The organism is Cedecea sp. B1(4) (assembly GCF_059414925.1).
Genome location: NZ_JCAHMZ010000002.1, coordinates 41,587 through 65,984 on the forward strand (window position 1 = coordinate 41,587; position 24,398 = coordinate 65,984).

A 24,398-nucleotide genomic window follows, 5' to 3' on the forward strand; every position below is an offset into this window, starting at 1 on the left:
CTGCAATAAATAACATCACGTTGCTGTTTCTATCAGCGAACAATTAGCATTGTTTGCTTCTTCACTATGGCGAAAGTCAACGCTGAAAATACCAATAAATTAATTTATCGGTCAGAGAGATAATAAATTATTTATTTCAATTCTGTGTGCGGTGTAACGTACCTCTCTGTTTTACGTGCTACTTTTTTCAGATCGTGTGAGGGGAGATAAAATGGTCAAACGAATTGTTATTTGCTGCGATGGAACCGGGAATGAATTAAACCGGACAATGTCTAACGTTCTTAAGTTTTTTCGTATTCTGGACAAAAATACAGAGCAACAGGTTTTCTATACGCCAGGCGTGGGCACGGTTGGGCTGGATAATCCCTGGCAACGGTTTAAACAGCAGTGTCGGATGCTACTGGGCCTGGGGGCCGGGTACGGTCTGGATAACGACGTACTCAAGGCCTACGATTTTTTGTGCCAGAACTGGCACAAAGGGGACAAAATATATTTGTTTGGATTCAGTCGCGGTGCTTATACGGTGAGAGTTTTGGCCGCGTTAGTGAATACTATCGGTATTATTCCGCCAGAACAGCGTAACCTGGCCGAATACGGCCTGACGGCCTACAAAAAAGCCAGCGACGACCATGCGGCTCAGAAGCCTGGTAATGACCTGCAGGATGCCTGGCTTTTTGGTCGTATTGCGGGGGGCCAACTCGCCAGAATCGAATTTATCGGCGTATGGGATACGGTCTCTTCCGTAATAGTTCCTCGCCGCGATCGCCTGCTGCCGGGAATACAAACGCTTCGCTTCACACGAACAAATCCGGCGGTGAAGTGTTTCCGACAGGCCATTTCCATCGATGAGCGGCGTCGTATGTTCCGCCTCAACCGCTGGATAGATCCGCAATCATACCGGCCTCATCCTTTCTCGAGTAGGAGGGAAATTGCTCAAGATATTCTGCAGGTCTGGTTCGCTGGTGTTCATGCTGATGTCGGCGGCGGATATCCTGAAAGTGAAAGCGGACTTTCCAAATTTCCGCTCATCTGGATGCTGGCAGAGGCGAAAAAGGCCGGGCTGACCTATAACGAAGAGCTCTGTGAGGTCATTAGCCACGGTGGAGAGCTGCACGGTGGTCATGAATTTTACGTTCCCCCTAATGCGACCGGGATGCTCCATCGCTCCCTGAAAGGACTGTGGTGGCTCCTTGAGTACATTCCCAAAAATAAACGCTGGCGAGAGTGGAATACTTCGGGTCCCACTTTTCTGGGGTATTACCTGCCGCTTGGCGAGCCGCGCGTCATTCCGCCGGATTCGCTGATACATGCTTCGGTTCGGGATAGGATGGAGAAGGATCCAGATTACCGCCCGATAAACCTTAAAGATTCTTATCGATTTACCGATGAAGATGGATCCGATCCGCAGTGCGAGGAGAGCACCGATGCAATTCATTGACAGAAAGCTAGTTCCTCCCCCTGAGGCATTGCGGGGCGATAAGCTTTTTAGTAACGGGGAGGCGCTGTGGCGTTTTTTGCAGCTTGATCCCGATAGACGAGCACAAACTCGCGTCCCACAAAGCGGTGCTCCGTCTGACCGTTATGCCAGTATGCTGCCTGCACTGTTAACACTTTTTCGTGGACGCTGCGCGTTTTGTGAATCCCGAGCATCAAGGCCACAAATACACTATTTCCGCCCCGTGAACGGCGTTGATTCCGACGACGAGCTGGTAGATAGTCATATTTATTATTCCTGGCTGGCAAACGCGTGGCAGAATATCTATCTGACTTGTGCCGAGTGTAACGTGCATGGACGTAACTATTTCCCGGTGCAGGGGGCGAGAGCGCCGATCCCTTCCCACGAGATGTATCTGCAATATCTGAAAAGCGGCACGGGTCTCTGGCCGAGCTGGCCGCCTGAAGAGAAAACGCTGGTATTAGATCCCTGTAAACGGCAGAACTTTTACACGCATTTTTCGGTGGAAACGGGAGGCAGACTCATTGCCCTTTCTGAAGCTGGAGACGAAACTATCTACACTTTTGGCCTCAATCGAAGGAAGCTGATTAAACAGAGGGAAATTTGTTTTAACCAGTATCTTACAGGTATTACCCACGCAATTGAGTCTTCGTCGTCCGCTGGGCTTAAAGAGCTCTTCAACTTTTCAACGCTTGAATTTGGTGGCAGCTGGTATTTGTTATTGCGGCGGCTGGCGGAAAAAATTGGTACGCGCAAAGGCCCAAAACCGATCCTTTCCCCCACCAGAATTAGCCGCCTGTTTTTACCTCTGCTTAAAGAGTCGCGAGGGCTGGAATGGTTTAATGACGCGGTAAGGGAGAGCCAGCGTGAAGAGCCCTTGCCGTATGGCGAATTCAGTGAGGAGGATATCCATGAGGCAAAACATGCACGCATAAACGAGGTCGCTTTTGAAAATTTCAAATCGCTACAAAAAATAACGCTAGCTATCCCGCCCGCTGCGACAGACGACGATGGTTCGCCGATGGCGTCTGCAGTGCTGATTCTTGGCGAAAACGCCACCGGGAAAAGCTCAATCCTTGAGGGGATTGCGTTGGCGTTGACGACAGAAGTGGCAAGAAAAAAACTCTCTCTTTACTGGCGTAGCTATGTGCTGAATCCGCAGTTCATGGGAGGAGGGCCGGGGCAAGATTCTGATATTGCTCATGTGAGTATTCGTAGTTCAGAGCAGCAGCTCCTCAACATGACGCTCAAAAAGGGCAGCTATGAGATTTTATCGGAGCCTGGCTTCAGTGTTGGGCCAGTCTTTGCCTATGGCGCTTTTCGGCATTATCAGCATAAGCGGCGACGCTATACCGTCGATCACCCGGTGAGAAATCTTTTTGATGGTAACCTGCTTGGCAACCCGCAGACCTGGCTGCTCGGGCTTGAAAAAAAGACCTTCGATATAGTGATCCGTGCGTTACGAGATGTGCTGGCAATAGAAGGTGATTTTGACGTGGTAGAACGCGATGCGGAGGTCTGCTATATCGTTACCCAGATGGCCCAACATGTCGGTAAGCCAGTTAAAATCCGCACTCCGCTGAATATTGTTTCATCGGGATTTCGTTCCGTACTGGCGATGGTTTGCGACATTATGGCCGGGTTGATGAATTCAGAATATAACCCCAACTTCAAAGCGCTTGATAGCGCGACGGGCGTGGTGTTGATTGACGAAGTTGAGGCGCATCTTCATCCCCGCTGGAAAATGCAAATAATGAAGGGGTTGCGCCGGGCGCTGCCAAACATGACTTTTATTGCCACGACGCACGATCCGCTTTGCCTGCGGGGTATGAGTAAGGGTGAAGTGGTTGTCCTGCAAAAAAGAGTGAATGATTTTTCACCTCAGGATAATCAATTACCTACGACAGTTCAGATGTTAACGGATTTACCCGATATCGATACTCTGCGTGTCGATCAGCTTCTTACGGCCGATTTTTTCCAGCTCTATTCCACCGTTGAACCGAAAATAAACCAGCAGATAGCTCATGTAGCAGATCTGCTGGCAAAGGTGCAGCAAGGTTCCTCACTGAATGACCCGGAGAAGCAAGCGCTTAGCGCATTTGAAACAGATATTGCTTCTGCCATGCCCGTGGGGACATCGGAAGCACATCGTCTGGTGCAGGAAGCTGTGGCGAAGTATTTGCAGGAGCGACATCGTGAGACTCCGCAGCTGCAGACGGTGTTGCGGGAACGCACAAGAGACAAGATTGTTGATATTTTGAAGCAGGTGCTGCAATGAGAAAGGTCATTCGCACACGAGAACAGATGTTAGCCCCCGCAGCCCTGGACGCTAAGAGTAGAGACGGGACCACAGAGCTGGAACGTTCGAGGGCTCATTATAAGAAGCCAGGAAAAAAAGAGAGCTTTGACTTTGTCACCTATAAAGCCGACGAGGTGAAATGGCGGCTCAACGCGCTCTTTCATTATAAATGCGCCTATTGTGAGAGTTTCTTTTCTGCCTCGGCACCGGTAGATATTGAGCATTATCGCCCCAAAAGTGCCGTTAGCGAAGATGCCACTCATCCGGGGTACTGGTGGCTGGCAATGGACTGGGATAATCTTCTGCCAAGCTGCATTGACTGTAACCGCAAGCGCAAACAGCAGCTTGTTGATGGGTCGACAGAGCTGAGCGTACTCCTTGCCCGCCAGAGGCAATCACGTCATTCGTCAGGTAAGAAGGACAGTTTTCCAGTTGTCTCCGGCGGGGCGAGACTTTTGCCAGAAAATAAAAACTATGCGACTGAGTTGCCATTATTGCTCAATCCTTATTTTGATAACCCCGACGAACATATACGCTTTGTCAGCGTAGGTAATCCACCGGTGAGTCTGGCTATCCCTGTAGGAGAGGGTTCAATCGAACGTGGTGCCGCCTCAATTCATATCTACGGTCTTAATCGTCTTGGCCTTGTGCAGGACAGGACGCGTTATCTGCGTAGGCTGGTCTTTTTAGGTGAAATGCTGATTTCTCTCGGGGAGCTTGTCGAGGAGATTGAAGCTACTCCGATTTCTGATGAAATTAAGGAAAGCATTACTCGCAAACTGGAACTGCTTATGACATGGACGGGCGAGGAGATGAAGCAAATGACCGCAGCGGATCAACCCTATTCGGTCATGGCCAAAACTTGGGTGAGCGAGTTTAAAGCGAAGATAGCTGGGCGCGAATAACATGTCAGACCGTGCAGTCGGGATAGCATTCTGCGGATAATAAAAAAGCAAAAAAGCCCGCTTAGTTTCCTAGGCAGGCTTCTTAAATATGGCTCCTCTGACTGGACTCGAACCAGTGACATACGGATTAACAGTCCGCCGTTCTACCGACTGAACTACAGAGGAATCGTGTGAACGGGGCGAATACTAACGGCGTGAGTCCGGGTTGTCAAAGGCTGTTTTGGTGAAATGCGTTCAACTGCCGATTAATCCAGCAAATCAATGAAAAAGGCCGCAAACGCGGCCTTAAACGGTTACTGCTTGCGCTGTTGACTGACCGGCAGCGTGGCGGCCTCAAGCCACTGACGAGTCTCTTCGTTCACCCACGGGGAGAGCGTTTCCCGCACCTGCTGGTGGTAGTCGTCAAGCCAGGCGATGTCCTGCGGGCTGAGCAAATCAACGTCAACGGCGGACAGATCGATAGGGATCAGCGTCAGCGACGAGAACTTGCAGAAGCCAGGCCGGGAGGCAATCACCTCGACCTGGTTTTCGATGCGGATCCCGTGGCTGTCCGCCTGGTAATAACCTGGCTCTATAGTGATGATATTGCCCGGCAGCATCGGCCACGGGTTCACCTTCTTCGCCATGCGATGCGGGTTTTCGTGGATCATCAGCCGGTGGCCGACGCCGTGCCCGGTACCGTGGTCGTAATCCAGCCCCAGCTCCCAGAGCGGGCGGCGGGCAAAGGCATCGAGCTGGTGGCCCTGAGCCCCCTGCGGGAACTGCAGCGAGATCAGCGCCAGGAAGCCTTTCAGCACGGCGGTATAGTGCAGGCGGCGGGTTGAGTCCAGCTCGCCAAAGCTGAGCGTACGGGTGGCGTCCGTCGTGCCGTTGATATACTGCCCGCCGGAATCATTGAGGTAGAACTGCGCGGCGGTAAGGGCGAAATTCGTTTCCGGCGAAGAGTGGTAGTGGCACATCGCGGCGTTGCTGCCTGCTGCGGAAATGGTGCTGAAGCTTTGCTCGGTAAAGGTGGAGCCTTGTTGGCGGAAGCTCAGCTGTTTTTCCTGGGCTTCCAGCTCGGTGACTGGATTGCCTGCGGCTTCGCGGCGCGGCACTTCCCGGGTCAGCCAGGCAAGGAAATTCACCCAGGCCACTCCGTCTTCGATGTGGCTGTCGCGGTAGCCCGCCAGCTCGGTGTCGTTTTTATTGGCTTTGATTAGCGTGACAGGGTCCGGTGCCCACAGCACGCTGCCCCCGCCTTGCTCCACGGCAAAGCGCACAGCGACCGGCGCTGAGTCCGCGTCGATCAGGATGCGTTTCCCTGTCGCTACTTGCTGGCAACGGGCAAGGAATTCACTCATCGGGCGGAGCGTGATGCCGTTGAGCCAGGCTTTATCCAGTTTCCGCAGTTTGTCTTCCGCTACAAACCATTCGATGTCACCGTCAGCGCTCAATAGCGCGAAGGAGTGCGGCACCGGGCTCATCGGAATATCGGCACCACGCACGTTCAGCAGCCAGGAGATGTTGTCCGGCTGCGTCAGCGCCAGATAATCCGCCCCAGTTGTGCTCAGCCCTTGGGCGATCCGCTCACGCTTTGACGCAGCGCTTTCACCACTGATTTCGTCCGGCATGGCGATGATTTCCCCGCAGGGTGCCGCCGGGCGGTCAGGCCAGATAGCATCGAGCGGATCGTCATCCACCGCCACCAGATCGCAGCCGCTGGTGCGCAGGCTTTCGTACTGGCTGTTGACCATCAGCAGCGGTTCGAAGGCAATGCGTTTGCCTGCCGGAAGATTATCGCGGAGCCAAAGGTGCAGCGGCTCGTCGTGCAGATGATGAATCTCGAACTCTGCCAGGTTCACCTGATGGCGAGCCTGAACCTGATAGCGCCCGTCCACAAACAGCAGGGCGCGGTCGGCAAGCACTAGCGCCAGCCCGGCGGAACCGGTAAAGCCACTGATGAACTCGAGTTTATTGTCATGAGGCGCACAGTATTCGCTCTGATGGGCGTCGGCACGTGGCACGATGATCCCATCCAGTTCGCGCTCCCTGAGCAGCACACGAAGTGCGCCGAGTGATGAAGTGTGTTGCATCCAGCTTCCTAATTATTGTTGTTAACGGAACGGCGGCTCATTGAAGGTACGCAGCTTGCGTGAGTGCAGCTTTTCACCTTCGGCGCGCAGCAAATCAATGGCGCGAATGCCAATCTGCAGGTGCTCGGAAATCGCCCCTTCATAGAAACGGTTAGCCTGCCCCGGCAGCTTGATTTCGCCGTGCAGCGGTTTGTCTGATACGCACAGCAGCGTGCCGTACGGCACACGGAAGCGATAACCCTGGGCAGCAATCGTCGCACTTTCCATGTCGATAGCCACCGCGCGGCTGAGGTTAAAGCGCAGCGCAGAAGCTGAATAGCGCAGCTCCCAGTTGCGGTCATCGGTGGTGACTACCGTGCCGGTACGCAGGCGCTGTTTCACTTCTTCGCCCGGCATGCCGCTCACTTGTTTGGTGGCGTCATAAAGGGCACGCTGCACCTCGGCGATACTTGGGATAGGAATATCCGGCGGTAGCACCGCATCCAGCACGTGATCATCGCGCAGGTAGGCGTGGGCCAGCACATAGTCGCCAATTTGCTGGCTTTCACGCAGGCCGCCGCAGTGGCCAATCATCAGCCAGGCATCCGGGCGTAGTACTGCGAGGTGGTCGCAGATGGTTTTGGCGTTGGAAGGGCCGACGCCAATGTTAATCAGCGTAATGCCGCTGCCGTTTTTATCGATCAGGTGCCAGGCGGGCATCTGGTGTTTCTTCCACGCCAGGTCGGAAATCGCTTCTTCCGGGGCTTCGGTTTCGGCGGTCAGCCAGGTGCCTCCGGCGCAGGACAGGGCGATATACGGGCTGTCCGGGTCAAGGATTTGCTGGCAGCCCCAGCGAACAAACTCGTCCACATAGCGCGTGTAGTTGGTGAACAGGACGAAGGGCTGGAAGTGTTCCACCGGCGTGCCGGTGTAGTGGCGCAGGCGAGCCAGCGAGAAATCCACGCGGCGGGCGTCAAAGTGCGACAGCGGCCAGGCTTCCGTCGGGTGGAACAGGCCGTCGGCGGTTTCATCGCCAATTTGCGACAGCTCGGTGGTCGGGAAATGGCGCGTCAGCCCGGCACTCATCGTGCGGTCGAGGTTCAGGCCGTCAATCACGTATGGGTAAGGGATCTCGTGCTGAGAAGGGCCAACTTCAATGTGTACGCCGTAGTCTTCGCTCAGCAGGCTCAACTGTTCGTGCAGGTAGCTCTTAAACAGCGCGGGACGGGTCACCGTGGTGGTGTAGCTGCCGGAGTGGGTAAAGCGGGCATAGGAGCGGGTGTTTTTCGGGCCACGGGGAACGCCGTCCCAGCTCACCCGCAGTTCGGGGTAGACAAACAGCCCGTCGGAACGCGCGTCTACGTCCGGCAGCGTGCCATGTTGAGTGTAGAGGGCAATCGCATCGCGAAGGGCGGTTACCGAGTTTTCGTACAGCGCTTCCAGCTTGTCCAGGGCTTCAGCAGGCGTCAGCCCCTGGCATACAACGTTATTATTCATTGATTCTCCTTTACCGGTTCTCGCCGGGTTAGTGTCTCAGTATGTCATGCCGTGAGCAGAACGGAAGTGGAAGACAGGGCGAGATGCGAGCCTCATAAAAAATTCATCACAAATAAATGAATACCCGCGCAAAGATTGCCGATAACCCCTGTGATACCCGAGCTTGATGGGATAACGACAATAACGATGAGGGGAACAACATGGGAATGTTAAAGAATTTTACCGTACGCCGGGTGCTGCTCACTGTGCTGGGGCTGTTTTGCCTGCTGTGGTCAGCCGTGGGCGTGTTTACCGTTTATTCGCTGGCGAAACTGGGGGACGGTAACGCCGTTGACCATCAGTTGGTGTCGCAAATGACGATACTCAGCAAAGGCAACGACCAGTATTTTCGCTTTATTACCCGTCTTTCGCGGGTGATGGAAGCGAAGGCGGCGGGGGAAGCTACCGATTTTAAGCCCGTGCAGGAAGCGCTGGATAACATGAAAAGCGAGCTTGAGCGCCTGAAAAGCGTTTCGCCTGGGCCAATGGATCCGGCCGTTTCCGCCGACGTTATCGAAAAATGGCAGCAGCTTTTAGATAACGGCGTGGCGGTGCAGATGCAGCTTGCTCAGCAGGGAAGCGCGGCGGATTATCGCCAGCAGGCCACCCAGGTCACGCCGCCGCTCAGCCGTGCCTTCGGAGCCAGCAGCAGCAAGTTTACCGCCGTGGCAGAAGAACGTCTGGATCGGACTCGGGTTGCCGTGGACTCGCTGACTCGCCTGATGAAAGTCACTGTATTGGTGGCGATTGTGATTGGGCTACTGATCCTGCTGTTTACCGATCGTTATCTGGTGAACCTGCTGGTGAAGCCTCTGGACCGAATTCGGGATCATTTCTCGGTTATTGCGAAAGGCGATCTCAGCCACCCGGTGGAGGACTTTGGGCGGAACTGCGTCGGCAAACTGTTCCCACTGCTGGCCGAGATGCAGGGCAGCCTGCGCGATGCGGTGAGCGCGATTCGCAGCGGCACGGAGAACATTTATCGTGGCTCGGCGGAGATCTCTTCCGGCAATAACGATCTCTCTTCTCGCACCGAAGAACAGGCTGCCGCGCTGGAAGAAACCGCCGCCAGCATGGAGCAGCTCACGGCCACGGTTAAATTCAACGCCGAGAATGCCCGCCAGGCCAGCAGCATTGCGGAAAAAGCCTCCCAAACCGCCAGCCGCAGCGGCAAGCTGGTGGGCGACGTGGTTATCACGATGGAAGGGATCTCCGACAGCTCCCGCAAAATTAGCGAGATCACCAGCGTCATCAACAGCATTGCCTTCCAGACCAACATTCTGGCGCTAAATGCTGCCGTTGAGGCCGCGCGCGCTGGCGAACAGGGCAGAGGTTTTGCGGTGGTAGCGGGGGAAGTGCGCAACCTGGCCAGCCGCAGCGCGGGCGCTGCGAAAGAGATTGAAACGCTGATTGCCGACTCAGTGAATCGGGTGAACAGCGGCGCGGCGCTGGTGAACGAGGCTGGCAACACCATGAAAGAAGTGCTGAAGGCCGTATCCGACACGACGCAAATCATGAAGCAAATTGCCTCGGCGACGGATGAGCAAAGCAAAGGTATTTCTCAGGTGAGCGTGGCGGTCAGCGAAATGGACAGTGTGACTCAGCAAAACGCCGCGCTGGTGGAGCAGATCTCCGCTGCAGCGGCGGCGCTCGAAGGCCAGACCGAAATGCTACAAAAAGCAGTGGCGCGTTTCCGCCTGTCCGGGCGTGAAGAACAAGCCGTGGTGGAAACGAAGGTCAAACCTCAGACAAAAGCCGCCTCGGCCACCACGGCAGGTGATGACTGGGTCACGTTTTAAGTTTCGATAGCGGGCAGGGTGCGCATCGCGTTTTCGCAGCGCGCCTTGACCGCTTCGTGCAGCAGCCGCACCGTGGTCGACAGTTGCTTACGGTGTGGGCAAATCAGATTCAGCGGAATGCTGTCCCCTTCATACTGCGGCAGCAGCAGCTTTAAACGGCCTGCCTGCACATCGTCGCTGACATCCAGCCAGGATTTGTAGGTAATACCTTCCCCTTTTACCGCCAGCCGGTGAATGACTTCCGCATCATCGCTCATCATTGAACCTTTCACCGCCACCTGCTGCGTTTTGCCGCGCAGGCTGAACGACCAGCTATTGTGCACCCGCCCGCGAAGCACAAACGTCAGCGCATTGTGTTGGGCCAGGTCGGCAAGGGTTTGGGGTTCGCCATGGCGTGCCAGATAGGCGGGAGATGCAACCAGCACGCGGCGGTTTTCTGGCGCGACCGGCAGGGCGATGTAAGACGCATCATCGTTATTGCCGTAGCGAAAAGCCACATCCACCGGATCTTTAAACACGTCGGTGATTCGATCGGAAAACAGAAGTTTCAGGCTTAGCGCCGGGTAAGTGCTGCGAAATTGCTGAAAAACATCAAGCAGGAGATTGCGCCCAAGATCCGAAGGGACGGCGATTTGCAGCGTGCCGCGTACTTCGTCGCTGGGGGGCTGGATCTGTTCATACCCGGCATCCAGCGTCTGCAGCACCTGCTGGGCGTAAGGCAGCCAGGCTTCACCTTCGGGCGTCAGGCGCAGGCTGCGCGTTGAGCGGGCGAACAGGCGAATATTGAGGTTCTGCTCCAGGCGCTTAATGGCAGTGCTGACCTGGGCTGGCTGCAGCCCGGCTTCCCTGGCGGTATCGCTAAAACTGTTTAACGCCGCCGCCCTGACAAACAGCGCAAGGTCTTCCAGCCTGAGCATTTTCACTCTCCGAGTATAAGTGTTGTTTCCTGACGCCGGTTTTTCACCTGCCGCGCTCCTTGTACCATGATTTTACTCAATTGATGAACCCATTACCTTATTGGAGCTGCTATGAAAGCTATTGCTATTACACGCGCCGCAAAAGACGGCAGCAATATTGATGCGCTGCAGGACATCACGCTGCCGAAGCCCGTTGCTCAGGGGCACGATATTCTGGTGGCGGTGAACGCCATTTCCGTGAACCCCGTTGATACCAAAGTTCGCAGTGGCTTTAGTAGCGAAACACCTCGCGTACTGGGCTGGGACGCCGTGGGTACCGTTGTGGAAGTGGGTGAAGCCGTCACGCTGTTCAAGCCTGGCGATGCCGTGTGGTACGCCGGGTCGCTGACTCGCCCGGGCAGCAACAGTGAGTTTCAGCTGGTGGACGAACGCATTGCGGCACTTAAGCCTCAGTCCGTGGAAAATGCCGCTGCTGCCGCATTACCGCTGACGGCAATTACCGCGTGGGAAATGCTTTTCGACCGCCTGGGTATTCAGGAAAACGGCAGTGAAGATGACGTGCTGTTGATTGTGGGCGCGGCAGGCGGTGTGGGCTCAATTCTGACCCAGCTTGCCCGCAGGCTGACAAAAGCCACCGTGATTGGCACCGCCTCTCGCCCGGAAAGCCAAAAGTGGGTGAGCGAACTCGGCGCCCACCACGTTATCGACCACAGCCAACCTCTGACGGAAGAATTACAGCGTATTGGCGTGAAGCACGTTACGCACGTTGCCAGCCTGACCAATACCGAACAACATTATGCCCAGCTGATTGAGGCGCTCATCCCGCAGGGGAAATTTGCGCTGATTGATGATCCGACAGCGCTGGACGTTCGCGCCTTGAAGGCCAAAAGTATTTCGCTGCACTGGGAGTTTATGTTCACCCGTTCGATGTTCGTCACCAGCGATATTATTGAGCAGCATAATCTGCTGACGCGCGTGGCCACGCTTATCGACCAGGGCGTGTTAAGAACTACGCTCAGCGAACACTATGGCACAATTAACGCAGGCAACCTTCGCCGCGCCCATCTGCTGCTGGAAACCGGGCGCGCGGTAGGCAAAATTGTGCTGGAGGGATTCTGATATGGCAGCGACAGAAACCCTGACGATTATTGCCATGCTGAAGGCGAAAGCCGGCCAGCAGGAGAACCTTAAAGCCGCGCTGAAAGCGCTGGTCGCGCCGAGCCGCCTTGAACCAGGCTGCCTCGACTACACGCTGTTCCAGCTTCAACAAGAGCCGGATACCTTTTACGTTCGTGAGTCGTGGCGGGGGCAGCAGGCGCTCGACCTGCACAATTCTCTGCCTCACTTCCAGGCCTTTGTGAAACAAATGGATGCGCTGCTGGCGGAACCACTGAAGCTGGTACCGCTGGACGAAGTTACCGTTTAACGCTTTACGCGCGGCGGCCAGGTTGGCCGCTGCAAAACAAAAACACAACGACTCATTCAGGAAAAATAATGAACATTGTTGATGCTGCCTCCCGGCGTTATGCCACGAAAGCTTTTGATGCGACTAAAAAAATTGCTGCCGAAGACGTGGATAAAATCAAAAATCTGCTGCGCCTGAGCCCGTCGAGCACAAATTCACAGCCGTGGCATTTCTTGCTGGCAAGCAGTGATGAAGGCAAAGCGCGTATTGCGAAAGCGACGACCGGGCCTTACGCAGCAAACGAGCCTAAAGTGTTGAATGCTTCACATGTCGTTGTGTTCTGTGCCAAAACGGTTTATGACGATGCACACCTGCAAACATTGCTGCAGAAAGAGCAGGCAGATGGGCGCTTTGATACCGAACAGGCCAAAGAAGGGCAGCACAAAGGCCGTTCTTTCTATGCCAATAAACACCGTTTTGACCTGAAAGATGCGCAGCACTGGATGGAGAAGCAGGTTTATCTCAACCTCGGCACGCTGCTGCTGGGCGTTTCCACCCTGAACATTGACGCCGTGCCGATTGAAGGCTTTGATGCTGCTGCGCTGGACGCGGAGTTTGGCCTGCGCGAGAAGGGCCTGACCAGCGTGGTGATGGTGGCGCTGGGCTACCGCAGCGTGGAGGACTTTAACGCTGGGCTGCCAAAGTCGCGCCTCGATTTCAGTCAGATCCTGACCGAAATCTAAGGTGTGATAATAACTTGATTTAACTTTTCTTGGCTGACGCAGGAATGGATATTAGGCCATTCCTGCGTTTATTCATCAAATCGGTGGCATTGAGGTGTGGCAAGCGAAGGGAAATGATCTATACTTTGCTCTCTTAATTCTACGGACGGCGATGGTTGTGAAGGACACGTATTATAATGACAGCAAAGTAAATTCATTAATTCAGCGCGAACTTGATGAATTTATTCTGGATTACAAACATACGACCTACGCGTATGCTGTGATGAATAAGAAAGACCCTTCCCAAATGCGTATTATTAATAACAATCCGCAATGGTTTAACATTTATCTCGAGAATAAATATCAATTTATTGACCCAGTGATTGTCCGGTCTCTCAGCAGCCTGGAGGATTTTTCATGGGACAGCGGGATGATGGTCTCTTCCGGGTATACGCTGAAGCGTATTTTTGATGAAGGTTCACAGCACAATATTGTGCAAGGGCATACTTATCCGCTCCACGACTATGTGAACAATCTTGCGGTGCTTTCGCTGATTAGCCATCAGCCTTCAGATGTTAACCTCACTGAAAACCGTGAGGCGGCGATAGCTTTCTTTATCAAGCTGCACCAAAAAATGCTGAATTTATACAGCGATATTCGGCAGAAAAAGAATGTTTTCTTGTCACCGCGTGAGCAGCAAATTTTGCAATGGGTCTATACCGGAAAAACCTATGCCGAGATTGCGACTATCTTGTCCATTACCGAGCGCACGGTGAAATTCCATATGGGCAATGCCATGAAAAAGCTTGGCGTTAACAATGCTCGTCACGCGGTTAAACTAAGTATCGAACTCAGGCTGTTGGATCTGGGTGCCTGACCGACGAGGTTACAGGTTATTGAGCTGGGTGAGCGTCTCACGCAGCCATGCGCTGTTTTTATCTTTATTAATAATATCTTCTATAACCTGTTGATTAGCAGGCATGTAAATATAATAAACCGCTTCGTCCTTTTCTGAGAGCCCCTTCTGCAGCACATCAACTTTCCAGTTGGCCTGACGGAAAATGGCGTACATCCCCCGACTTGTCACCGCGTGCATACCGGGATAGCCATTTTTCATGCAATACATAATCATCGCCAGAAATAATGCTTTACTGGCGGGTAGGGTACGTAAATTACCTTCGTCACGACGATCTTTGTCGAGGAATAATCGGGTGATTTCACAGCATGGAATATCTTTTGGTAAACTAATGTTATTAAAATATTGATAAAATATTTCATCTGTCATTGTCGGATGTTTGGCATCAATAAAGCGTGCGCCGCAAAATAATTTACCTTCCAACATGCCCATTAAATAAGTTGTATTTGCGTTATCGAATTGATCTCTTTCCTGATTATCTTCACATTCCACTTTCCATTCGAGCCGTTCGTGAAATGTTTTTTTGCGTAACGCATACAATTCCCGGGCGAGACCGGGGTGTAAATCATTATGATTACTTATAAAAAATTCAATTGCAGAACACATCGCGTATCCCTGTATGTGGAGGTCCCCTGTACTTAAAGACAGCTTTTTTTTGCCTAAGGCCTTCTCTAAACTTAAAAAAATCCTGACCGGCCGCGCCAACACGCAAGCGGGTCAGGCGGTCAAAGACCTGAGCAACACCAAGGGAAATGTTCACAGATTATTATCTAGTACACCGATTTCCCGATGCACAAGATTGTAAGCACTTGTAATTTTACATTACAAAAAATAAAAATAAAGAAAATTAAGCCCCTGCATTTGCGGGGGCTTTTCTTTTATATCTCTTAAGAAGCCTGCTCGTTCAATGCAGTTTGCTGCAATATACTGCAATTCTCCGCAAAAATTTACTAACATAACGACCTGCATGTGGGGAAAATATTTTATAACGCGGCGGGGCAGGGTTGCGTGAAAAGCGTACGGTATAACTGAATAGTAGCCGACTAATTAAAAAAGTGAACGGCTGATGCAGAGGAAAAATGAAATTTGTGAAGGAAAGGAAACTTTGTGAAAAATCAAAAGCAAAAAGCCCGCTTAAGTTTCCTTAAGCGGGCTTCTTAAATATGGCTCCTCTGACTGGACTCGAACCAGTGACATACGGATTAACAGTCCGCCGTTCTACCGACTGAACTACAGAGGAATCGTGTGAACGGGCCGCATATTAGCGAGGCCACACGGCCTTGTCAAAGCCTCCAAAGCGTCTTTTGTATCGTTTGCCGATAAAACAAGCAAGAATTGCCAGAAAACAGGCTCAGACATAACTTTACAGCACAAAGATTGCCAATCTTTCGCCAGCCGCTAAGATAAGCCGGGTTAAACAGTGAGGACCTGATGGTAAAACAGCGGCGTATAGGGATTTGGTTTCTTTGCCTGGCATGTGTTGTGGTACTGGTTTGTACCGCGCAGCGCATGGCGGGCCTGCACGCGTTGCAGATGGAAACCGCGGCCAGCGCCGTTGCTGCCCAGGCGGATAACCCGCAGGCTGACGCTGACTCGCCGGTCACGCCGTGCGAACTTAGCGCTAAATCATTATTGAGCGTGCCGCCAGTCTTGTTTGATGGGGCGTTGTTCGCACTTTGCCTGCTGCTTTCCTTACTGGCGCCCGTGCGTTCCACGCGAATGCCGTTTTCAGCGCCAAGAGCGACTTCACCTCCCACCCTCAGGGTACATCTTCGTTTCTGCGTCTTCCGTGAATGACAGACCGGCTGTTTCCGACAGTTAGTTAATCATTTATGGAGAAAAAACATGTTTATTCGCTTCAGGCAGGCGCTGCTGTGCCTGCTCATGCTTTGGTTGCCCGTGTCCTGGGCAGCAGAGTCAGGCTGGCTGCAATCGCCGGATAACGATCACGCCAGCGTCAGGCTGCGCGCAGATACCTCGGACAGTAACGAAACGCGTCTTTTACTGGACGTGAAGCTCGAAAAAGGATGGAAAACCTACTGGCGATCCCCAGGGGAAGGCGGCGTTGCGCCAGCTATTGCCTGGCAGGGTGATATGCCCAAAGTAGAGTGGTTCTGGCCGACGCCTGCGCGTTTTGACGTCGCCGGGATCACGACCCAGGGCTACCACGATCGGGTCACCATTCCGATGGTGTTTCACGGCCCGGTGCCGGCGACTATCCGCGGCGTGCTGACGCTTTCTACCTGCAGCAACGTCTGCCTGCTGACCGATTATTCCTTTAGCGTCACGCCTTCCACGGCAGATGCTCAGTTTGCCCATGATTTCGCTCAGGCGATGGGGCAGGTGCCGGTTGAAAGCGGATTGACCGACTCACTCAAAGCCGATTATCGCCCGGGAAGCCTGGTAATTAATGCCGTGCGTGCCGGAGGCTGGACAAGTCCGGGCCTTTATCTTGACCCGCCGGAAGAGGCCGATCTTGGCAAGCCTGCGTTCCGCATCGACGGCGACTCGCTGCAGGCCACCGTACCGGTCAGCGACAGTTGGGGAGAAGGTGCGCCAGATTTGCGAGGGAAATCAGTCACCCTGGTGCTGGCCGACAACGGCATTGCTCAGCAAAACACGCTCACCATTGGTTCAGCACCCGCCGCGGCAGGGGGAAATGATGCCTTCCCGCTTTGGCAGGTCGTGCTGATGGCGCTGGTGGGCGGCCTAATCCTTAACCTGATGCCGTGCGTACTCCCTGTACTGGGCATGAAGCTGGGCTCTATTCTGCTGGTGCAGCAGAAAGACCGGGGCCTGGTGCGCCGCCAGTTTTTAGCCTCGGTGGCGGGGATCATCGCTTCATTTATGGCGCTGGCGCTGCTGATGACCGTCCTGCGACTGACCAACCAGGCGCTGGGCTGGGGCATTCAGTTCCAGAACCCGTGGTTCATCGGCTTTATGGCGCTGGTGATGCTGGTGTTCAGCGCTAACCTGTTCGGCCTGTTTGAATTCAGGCTCTCTTCCAATATGAATACCCGGCTGGCAACGCAGGGCGGCAATGGCATGGCCGGACATTTCTGGCAGGGCGCTTTCGCCACGCTGCTGGCGACGCCGTGTAGCGCGCCTTTCCTCGGCACGGCGGTGGCGGTGGCGCTCACGGCTTCTTATCCGGTGCTGTGGGGGCTGTTCCTGGCCTTAGGGCTGGGGATGAGTCTGCCGTGGCTGCTGATAGCGCTCCGTCCCGGTCTGGCAATGCGTTTGCCCCGCCCGGGCAAGTGGATGACCTGGCTGCGCCGTGTGCTTGGCCTGCTGATGTTAGGCTCGGCGATTTGGCTGGCAAGCCTGCTGCTGGTGCATTTAGGTGTTTCGGCTAGCAAGCCAGCGCAGGAAAATATCGCCTGGCAGCCGCTCAGCGAGCGGGCAATTCAGGACGCGCTGGCGCAGCATAAGCGCGTTTTTATTGATGTCACCGCTGACTGGTGCATTACCTGTAAAGCCAACAAATACAACGTGCTTAGCAAAGAGGACGTGCAGGCTGCACTGCAGGCACCGGATGTGGTTGCCCTGCGCGGCGACTGGACGCTGCCGTCCCAGCAAATCACTGACTTTTTGAGAAGCCGCGGCCAGGTTGCCGTGCCGTTCAACCAAATTTATGGTCCAGGCCTGCCGGAAGGCAAAGTGCTGCCGACGCTGCTCTCCCGCGATTCGGTGCTGACAACCCTGAATGATGCCAAAGGAGCGAAACCATGAAATACGCTTTTATTTTAATCCTCTCGCTGTTCTCCGGCCTTGCGCTGGCGGCAAAAGAAGCCCCCGCGCCGTTTTCCGCCGATCAACAAAAGCAGCTGGAAGTGCTGATTGAACAGGCGCTGTTTAACGATCCGGCCAGTCCGCGATTTGGTGCTAAAAAGCCCGTGTTAACCCTCGTGAACTTCACCGATTACAACTGCCCGTACTGCAAACAGCTCGATCCGATGCTGGAAAAAATTGTGGAGAAATACCCGGATGTGGCGGTGATCGTGAAGCCGCTGCCGTTTAAAGGGGAAAGTTCCGTGCTGTCGGCGCGTACTGTCCTGACGACCTGGCGCCAGCATCCAGAACAGTTCCTGGCGCTGCATGAAAAACTGATGCAGAAGAAGGGCTATCACGATGCGGCGAGCATTGCGGCTGCGGTTGAAAAGAGCGGAGCAACGCCGGTCACCCCGGATGAAAAAAGCATGGAAACCTTAAGTACCAACCTTCAGTTAGCGCGTATCGTGGGCGTGCAGGGCACACCAGCCACCATTATTGGCGATGAAATGATCCCAGGGGCGGTTCCGTGGGAAACGCTGGAAGAGGTAGTAAAAGAAAAACTGGCGGCTGCCCATGGCAAGTAAGCTGCGGCGCTGGCTGCGGGAAGGTTTAATTCTGCTGATTTTGCTGGCGGGGGTGATGCTGGTGATGGACTGGTGGCGTGCGCCCCAGTCCCCAGTGGCTTTTGATGCCACGCCGCTGCACACGCTGGATGGGCAGGATGTCACGCTCGGCGCGCTGAGCGCGGAACGCCCGCTGCTGGTCTATTTCTGGGCCAGCTGGTGCGCAGTTTGCCGTTTTACCACGCCGGACGTGGCGAAGCTGCAGGCTGAAGGGCAGAACGTGATAACCATTGCGCTTCGCTCAGGTACTGAAAGCGAGGTTTCCCGCTGGCTGGCGCGTAAAGGCGTCCAGTTTCCGGTGGTCAATGATGCCGATGGCGCCATTTCCCGCAGCTGGCAAATTGGCGTCACGCCGACATTCGTCATCGTCGATAAAGGCCAGGTCGTGTCCACTACCAGCGGCTGGACGAGCTACTGGGGAATGAAAATTCGCCTGTGGTGGGCCGGCGTGTGATTCATCGTGCCGGCTTATCACCGGCACGCAGTTTTTTCCTGAAATGCACCATCGCGGTGCATTTGTACCTCTTATGGGGCATAAGCAAGCCTCCTGTTTCGTTAATCCTCGAGGGTGCTTTATCAGTTTCTCTTATTATCCAGCCTGTTATCTCGTTTGCGCCGTAAACGAAAAATGTGGCAAGCATATTGCAAAACCTTTTACGACATCACTGCCATGACTGGCACTGGCATTCCGTAATAGGGGGCAAAATGAATTTAAGACGACTGAAGTACTTCGTAAAAATTGTTGATATTGGCAGCCTGACCCAGGCCGCAGAAGTACTGCACATCGCACAGCCGGCGCTCAGCCAGCAGGTTGCCACTCTGGAAGGGGAGCTGGATCAGCAGCTGTTGATCCGCACCAAACGCGGCGTCACCCCGACGGAAGCCGGGAAGATTTTGTATGCCCACGCGCGGACGATCCTGCGCCAGTGTGAGCAGGCTCAGCTGGCGGTGAATAACGTGGGCCAGACTATGCAAGGCCTCGTCTCGATTGGTCTTGCGCCGGGGATGGCGGCGTCCTCTATTACCATGCCGCTGCTGCAGGCCGTGCGTGCCGAATTGCCGGATGTGCAGGTGTATTTGCATGAGAATAGCGGTTCACAGCTGAATGACAAACTGCTCAGCGGGCAGCTTGATATGGCCGTGCTGTATGACCGCACGCCAACGGCGGGGCTGACCAGCCAGCCGCTGCTCAAAGAGGATTTGTTCCTCGTGGGCACCCGTGACTGCCCGGGTAACAGCGTTGATTTGTCGGACGTTGCCGCCATGAATCTTTTCCTGCCCCGAGACTACAGCGCGGTTCGCAAGCGCGTGGATGAGGCTTTCTCTCTGCGCCGCCTGACGGCAAAAATTATCGGCGAGATCGAATCTATTTCGACCTTAACTGCGGCTATTGCCAGCGGTATGGGCGTGACCGTGCTGCCGGAATCCGCCGCGCGTTCACTTGCCGATTCAGCCGGTGGCTGGATGGCACGCATTACCAGCCCGTCGTTAAATTTACCGCTGTCGCTGAACCTGTCCGCACGTTTACCGCTTTCGCCTCAGGCCCAGGCGGTAAAAGAAATTCTTATGTCTCTGGTCACCCGTCCGGCGCTGGAAAATCGCGAACTGATGCTGGTGGGCTAACTCTGCTTATTACTAAATGGAATAGGTTGCTGGTTTTTATTATTTGTCCCGCCGGGGCTGTGACTTTAACAATGGTGTAAAGAACAGTCACGATCCCGGGGGCGATGTGAATTTCCAGCAACTAAAAATAATCCGCGAGGCGGCGCGACGGGACTACAATCTCACCGAAGTCGCCAATATGCTTTTCACCTCTCAGTCTGGCGTCAGTCGCCATATTCGCGAGCTGGAAGAAGAGCTGGGGATTGAAATATTCATTCGCCGTGGCAAACGGTTATTAGGTATGACCGAACCGGGTAAAGCCCTGTTGGTGATTGCCGAACGTATTCTCAACGAAGCCAGCAACGTGCGTCGCCTGGCCGATCTTTTCACCAACGACACCAGCGGTGTCCTGACTATCGCCACCACCCACACTCAGGCTCGCTATAGCCTGCCGGTGGTGATCAAAGCCTTCCGTGCCTTATTCCCTGAAGTTCGCCTCGAGCTGATTCAGGGCACGCCGCAGGAAATCGAATCGCTGCTGCACAGCGGCGCGGCGGATATTGGCATCGCCAGCGAACGTCTGAGCACCGATCCTCTGGTGGTGGCCTACCCGTGGTTCCGCTGGTATCACAGTTTGCTGGTTCCGCAGGGACATCCGTTAATTCATACCAGCCCGCTCACGCTGGACGATATCAGTCGCTGGCCGCTGATCACTTACCGGCAGGGTATCACCGGGCGTTCTCGTATAGACGAGGCGTTTGCCCGGCGTGGTTTGACGGCTGATGTTGTGCTTAGCGCGCAGGATTCCGACGTGGTAAAAACCTACGTTGAACTCGGCCTGGGTATTGGGCTGGTGGCCGACCAGGCCAGTGGGGAAGAAGGGAGCCTGGTACGGCTGGACACTCGCCACCTGTTTGACGCGAACACCGTCTGGCTCGGGATCCGCCGTGGGCAACTGCAGCGGAACTATGTCTGGCGCTTTATTGAGCTGTGCAACCCTGAGCTGTCGGTCGAGGAAATTAAGCGCCTGGCGCTGGAGCCAGAAGAACCCGCCATCGATTATCAAATCTGATATTTCCCTGCCCTGAAAAGGGTAATTCAGAATTGTTAATGAAATATTAAATAATTAAATAAACCGGCGCGTGGTGAATTTATATTTGCCACGCGCTTGCTGTATTTTAAAAAATAGTGTGGGGGAGAGCATTGCTCTTAGCAAAATAGATTAAAAAAACGTTCCCTATCGCAAATCATCGATCAATCGAGATTCAATTAATAGCTTTCAGCTATCTGTCTGGCCTGACCATAAGAAAAAACCGATCAAATTCATAAAGTTAATCTGAATATATCCGATAAGCCTGTACGAGGTGCTTCCATCCCTTTGTGCTATTTATTTTCTGCTGTTTTGGCCGCAGAGGATTTTGTGCATTCATAAAAATACGGTTCTCAAGGGAGAAAAAATGTCACTACATGATGTAAAAATTCGCAGCAAGTTAACGCTGATTATTGCTATTTTTATTGTGCTGATGATCTTCAGCTCAGGGCTTTCTTTGCTTAGCCTGAGCCGGGCAAATACCGGCATTCAAACGATTGTTAATAATGATTACCCGACAACCGTTAAAGCCAACGATCTGATTGAGAGTTTCCAGGAGTTTGTGAATACACAGCAGCTGATGCTGCTGGATGAAGCGGGTACATTTCGCCAGAAATCAGAAAAACACCTTACGGAGATCAGCGCTCATATTACCGCGTTGCTGGCGGACCTGAACAAATCCAGTACCGACGCCGCTTCACAAAAAGCGCTGAGAGAACTGGCCGATATTCGTAAAGAGTATCTGGATTCACGTTTCCGTATTTTACAGGCGGTGCAGCATAACGATCGCGCCGCCGCCCTGCAGGAAATGATGGCTACCACCATTCAGGTGCAGGAAAAATACAAAGACAAAGTGCAGGAACTTATTGCCATCCAGAACCAAAAAATGACTTCTGCGGGGCAACAGGTAGACAAGGATTATCGTTCTAACCGGCTGGTCACTGTGCTTCTGACTTTGCTGAGTATCGCGCTGGGCAGCCTCATCGGTATGTTTGTGGTGCGTTCCATTACTCGTCCGCTGGTTCGCGCCGTTGAATTTGCCGGGGCGATTGCTGAAGGCGACCTTACGGGCAGCATCACGGTTACCCATAAAGATGAAACAGGCGAACTGCTGCAGGCGCTGATGAGCATGAAAGTCCGCCTGCAAGAGATTGTCCATCAGGTTCAGCAGGGATCGGAAACTATCTCTTCTGCCGCCGCGCAAATTGTCGCCGGGAACCAGGATCTTGCGGCTCGCACCGAAGAGCAGGCCAGCTCCGTAGAGGAAACGGCGGCTTCCATGGAGCAGATCACCTCCACGGTGAAAAACACCTTTGACCACACCAACGAGGCAACCAAGCTTTCTTCCGAAGCCGCAACGGTGGTGAAAAACAACGGCCAGATGATGTCTCAGGTCACCAGCAAAATGCGCGTGATTAATGAAACCTCCAACCGTATGTCGGACATCATTAACCTCATCGACTCCATCGCGTTCCAGACTAACATTCTGGCGCTGAATGCGGCGGTGGAAGCGGCTCGTGCCGGGGAGCATGGCCGTGGTTTTGCCGTGGTTGCCGGGGAAGTTCGCCAGCTGGCGCAAAAAAGTGCTTCATCTGCGAGCGAGATCAGAAGCCTGATTGAGAACTCAACCACCCAGACTCGCGAGGGCATGGGGCTGGTGGAAAAAGCGAATGCCCAGATTGCCGGTATGATCGAAAACGTGCAGGAAATGAACACCATCCTCGGGGAGATCAAGCAGGCCAGCCAGGAGCAAACCGACGGCATTTCCCAGATCAACAGCGCCATTGGCATGATTGATTCCACCACCCAGCAAAACTCCGCGCTGGTGGAAGAGTCGGTTGCCGCCGCGGCATCTCTGAATGACCAGGCGAAGCAGCTGCGTGACCTGGTCCGGGTGTTCCGCCTGCAGTAATTCAGCTTTCCTTCTCAAAGCCAGCGTTAGCTGGCTTTTTTCATTTCTACGCACGGTTTTTATCTCCGGCATGACAATGTCGCTTATTGTTGTTATGTTATAACATATCAATAATGGCTGCGCAGTCAGTAAGGAGTTGCAATGTCATCGTTAACACAGGCCGACAATCGGCCAAAGAAACTGCCCGTTACCGTGCTGTCCGGTTTTTTGGGTGCCGGAAAAACCACTTTGCTGAATCATATTTTAAATAACCGGGAAGGGCGGCGGGTGGCGGTGATCGTCAACGATATGTCCGAGGTGAATATTGACGCTGCGCTGGTGCGTGAGGGCGGTTCAAGCCTGACGCGCACCGATGAAAAGCTGGTGGAGATGAGCAACGGCTGTATTTGCTGCACGCTGCGTGAAGATCTGCTGGTGGAAATCAGCCAGCTTGCCCGGGAAGGGCGTTTTGATAACCTGGTCATCGAATCTACCGGTATTTCCGAACCGCTGCCCGTGGCGGAAACGTTCACCTTTGTGGACGATAAGGGTGAAAGCCTGTCCGATATCGCCCGGCTCGACACCATGGTGACGGTGGTGGACGGTTTTAACTTCCTTCGGGATTATGAATCTTACGACAGCATTCAGTCTCGCGGCGAGTCCATGGGTGAGGAGGACGAACGCACCGTGGTTGACCTGCTGATTGACCAGATAGAATTTTGCGACGTTCTTGTACTCAACAAAACGGATCTTATCGACGACGCAGAGAAACGCCGCCTGATGTCCGTGCTGCATTCCCTTAACCCACGCGCAAAAATCATCACTTCGGCGTTTAGCCAGGTTAGCCTTGATCAGGTTCTGGATACCGGGCTGTTTGACTTTGATGCCGCCGCTCAGGCGCCGGGCTGGCTAAAAGAACTGCGCGGCGAACATACGCCGGAAACCGAAGAATACGGTATTCGTAATTTTGTTTTTCGTGCCCGGCGCCCCTTCCATCCGGCACGTTTCCAGATGGTGACCGACGGCGGGCTTAAAGGCGTTATTCGCTCCAAAGGCTTTTTCTGGCTAGCGAGTCGCCCTCAGCATGCCGGATCCTGGTCCCACGCGGGCGGTGTGATGCGCCAGGGACTGGCAGGGATGTGGTGGGCTAGCATCCCCCGTGAGCAGTGGCCGCAGGATGCCGAAAGCCTCAGGCACATTTTAAAGCACTGGGAAGACGGTATTGGCGATGCGCGCCAGGAGATTGTTTTCATCGGCATTGATATGGACGAGGCGAGTCTGCGCGAGAAGCTGCAGTATGCCTTACTTACCGATGCCGAAATGGCAGAAGGGCCTAAAGCCTGGGCACGGTATTACGATCCGATTGATGCCTGGTTCGACTGACTGAGGCCCGGCTGCCCGTTGGCAGG

Annotated in this window: 20 protein-coding genes and 2 tRNA genes; 16 read left to right on the forward strand and 6 right to left on the reverse strand. The window is 54.0% G+C overall.

Translation table 11 applies throughout. From position 1 onward, the window contains the following. Window positions 1-211 precede the first annotated feature (211 nt). The 3 genes from ACR6JA_RS03600 to ACR6JA_RS03610 are packed head-to-tail and all read left to right on the forward strand — an operon-like array spanning window position 212 to window position 4,660. Window positions 212-1,438 (forward strand): T6SS phospholipase effector Tle1-like catalytic domain-containing protein, encoded by a 1,227-nt coding sequence (locus ACR6JA_RS03600; protein ID WP_494492891.1) that lies wholly within the window; start codon window positions 212-214, stop codon window positions 1,436-1,438. Further along, window positions 1,425-3,734: an AAA family ATPase gene (locus ACR6JA_RS03605; protein WP_494492892.1), complete on the forward strand. Its 2,310-nt coding sequence runs from the start codon at window positions 1,425-1,427 to the stop codon at window positions 3,732-3,734. Before ACR6JA_RS03600 ends, ACR6JA_RS03605 begins: the two co-directional genes overlap by 14 nt. Beyond that, window positions 3,731-4,660, forward strand: a complete 930-nt coding sequence (locus tag ACR6JA_RS03610; RefSeq protein WP_286175126.1) for an HNH endonuclease — start codon at window positions 3,731-3,733, stop codon at window positions 4,658-4,660. Before ACR6JA_RS03605 ends, ACR6JA_RS03610 begins: the two co-directional genes overlap by 4 nt. An 89-nt stretch (window positions 4,661-4,749) precedes the next feature. Here the strand turns inward: ACR6JA_RS03610 and ACR6JA_RS03615 are convergent. The 3 genes from ACR6JA_RS03615 to ACR6JA_RS03625 form a co-directional block, all read right to left on the reverse strand. Further along, window positions 4,750-4,825: transfer RNA gene (locus ACR6JA_RS03615), tRNA-Asn, on the reverse strand. Window positions 4,826-4,953: 128 nt separating this feature from the next. Beyond that, a complete protein-coding gene (locus ACR6JA_RS03620) occupies window positions 4,954-6,735 on the reverse strand; it encodes an aminopeptidase P family protein (RefSeq protein WP_494492893.1) in 1,782 nt (593 codons plus the stop codon). Window positions 6,736-6,756: 21 nt separating this feature from the next. Then, the gene (locus ACR6JA_RS03625; RefSeq protein WP_039294982.1) at window positions 6,757-8,211 is read right to left on the reverse strand and encodes an AMP nucleosidase; all 1,455 of its coding nucleotides are present in this window, start codon (window positions 8,209-8,211) and stop codon (window positions 6,757-6,759) included. 200 nt (window positions 8,212-8,411) lie between these two features. Between ACR6JA_RS03625 and ACR6JA_RS03630 the strand changes: the two genes are divergently transcribed. Further along, window positions 8,412-10,049 carry a methyl-accepting chemotaxis protein gene (locus ACR6JA_RS03630; RefSeq protein WP_494492894.1) on the forward strand — a complete coding sequence of 546 codons (1,638 nt, stop codon included), beginning with the start codon at window positions 8,412-8,414 and terminating at the stop codon, window positions 10,047-10,049. Here the strand turns inward: ACR6JA_RS03630 and ACR6JA_RS03635 are convergent. Next, window positions 10,046-10,966 (reverse strand): LysR family transcriptional regulator, encoded by a 921-nt coding sequence (locus tag ACR6JA_RS03635; RefSeq protein ID WP_213716393.1) that lies wholly within the window; start codon window positions 10,964-10,966, stop codon window positions 10,046-10,048. The two genes, ACR6JA_RS03630 and ACR6JA_RS03635, sit on opposite strands and share 4 nt — an antisense overlap. A gap of 111 nt (window positions 10,967-11,077) precedes the next feature. Here ACR6JA_RS03635 and ACR6JA_RS03640 point away from each other — a divergent pair, with 111 nt between their 5' ends. From ACR6JA_RS03640 to ACR6JA_RS03655, 4 genes are all read left to right on the forward strand, one after another. Then, a complete protein-coding gene (locus tag ACR6JA_RS03640; protein WP_494492895.1) occupies window positions 11,078-12,085 on the forward strand; it encodes a zinc-binding alcohol dehydrogenase family protein in 1,008 nt (335 codons plus the stop codon). Window position 12,086: 1 nt separating this feature from the next. Then, entirely contained in the window at window positions 12,087-12,392 is a 306-nt protein-coding gene (locus tag ACR6JA_RS03645) for a putative quinol monooxygenase (protein ID WP_213716391.1), read from the forward strand. A 68-nt stretch (window positions 12,393-12,460) separates the two neighbouring features. Beyond that, window positions 12,461-13,114, forward strand: coding sequence for an oxygen-insensitive NAD(P)H nitroreductase (gene nfsB / locus ACR6JA_RS03650; protein WP_494492896.1), 654 nt, complete (start codon window positions 12,461-12,463; stop codon window positions 13,112-13,114). A gap of 151 nt (window positions 13,115-13,265) precedes the next feature. Continuing rightward, entirely contained in the window at window positions 13,266-13,970 is a 705-nt protein-coding gene (locus ACR6JA_RS03655) for a helix-turn-helix transcriptional regulator (RefSeq protein ID WP_166872747.1), read from the forward strand. A 9-nt stretch (window positions 13,971-13,979) separates the two neighbouring features. Here ACR6JA_RS03655 and ACR6JA_RS03660 read toward each other — a convergent pair whose 3' ends face one another. Then, window positions 13,980-14,615, reverse strand: a complete 636-nt coding sequence (locus ACR6JA_RS03660) for an acyl-homoserine-lactone synthase (RefSeq protein ID WP_213716389.1) — start codon at window positions 14,613-14,615, stop codon at window positions 13,980-13,982. 558 nt (window positions 14,616-15,173) lie between these two features. Beyond that, window positions 15,174-15,249 (reverse strand) — tRNA-Asn (locus ACR6JA_RS03665). Window positions 15,250-15,440: 191 nt separating this feature from the next. Between ACR6JA_RS03665 and ACR6JA_RS03670 the strand changes: the two genes are divergently transcribed. From ACR6JA_RS03670 to zigA, 8 genes are all read left to right on the forward strand, one after another. Then, window positions 15,441-15,806 (forward strand): hypothetical protein, encoded by a 366-nt coding sequence (locus tag ACR6JA_RS03670; protein WP_034808929.1) that lies wholly within the window; start codon window positions 15,441-15,443, stop codon window positions 15,804-15,806. A 48-nt stretch (window positions 15,807-15,854) separates the two neighbouring features. After that, window positions 15,855-17,741 (forward strand): protein-disulfide reductase DsbD family protein, encoded by a 1,887-nt coding sequence (locus ACR6JA_RS03675; RefSeq protein WP_494492897.1) that lies wholly within the window; start codon window positions 15,855-15,857, stop codon window positions 17,739-17,741. Further along, window positions 17,738-18,367, forward strand: a complete 630-nt coding sequence (locus ACR6JA_RS03680) for a DsbA family protein (RefSeq protein WP_494492898.1) — start codon at window positions 17,738-17,740, stop codon at window positions 18,365-18,367. The genes ACR6JA_RS03675 and ACR6JA_RS03680 overlap by 4 nt, the downstream gene beginning before the upstream one ends. Continuing rightward, window positions 18,357-18,860, forward strand: coding sequence for a protein disulfide oxidoreductase (locus tag ACR6JA_RS03685; RefSeq protein ID WP_213716386.1), 504 nt, complete (start codon window positions 18,357-18,359; stop codon window positions 18,858-18,860). The genes ACR6JA_RS03680 and ACR6JA_RS03685 overlap by 11 nt, the downstream gene beginning before the upstream one ends. Before the next feature lie 251 nt (window positions 18,861-19,111). Beyond that, on the forward strand, window positions 19,112-20,029 hold the full coding sequence (nac, locus tag ACR6JA_RS03690) for a nitrogen assimilation transcriptional regulator NAC (protein ID WP_008458002.1): 918 nt from the start codon (window positions 19,112-19,114) through the stop codon (window positions 20,027-20,029). Between the two features lie 106 nt (window positions 20,030-20,135). Next, window positions 20,136-21,080 (forward strand): HTH-type transcriptional regulator Cbl, encoded by a 945-nt coding sequence (gene cbl, locus ACR6JA_RS03695; protein ID WP_008458004.1) that lies wholly within the window; start codon window positions 20,136-20,138, stop codon window positions 21,078-21,080. Window positions 21,081-21,465: 385 nt separating this feature from the next. Next, window positions 21,466-23,010, forward strand: a complete 1,545-nt coding sequence (locus ACR6JA_RS03700) for a methyl-accepting chemotaxis protein (protein ID WP_494492899.1) — start codon at window positions 21,466-21,468, stop codon at window positions 23,008-23,010. Window positions 23,011-23,151: 141 nt separating this feature from the next. Next, window positions 23,152-24,372 carry a zinc metallochaperone GTPase ZigA gene (gene zigA / locus ACR6JA_RS03705; protein ID WP_213716384.1) on the forward strand — a complete coding sequence of 407 codons (1,221 nt, stop codon included), beginning with the start codon at window positions 23,152-23,154 and terminating at the stop codon, window positions 24,370-24,372. Window positions 24,373-24,398 lie beyond the last annotated feature (26 nt).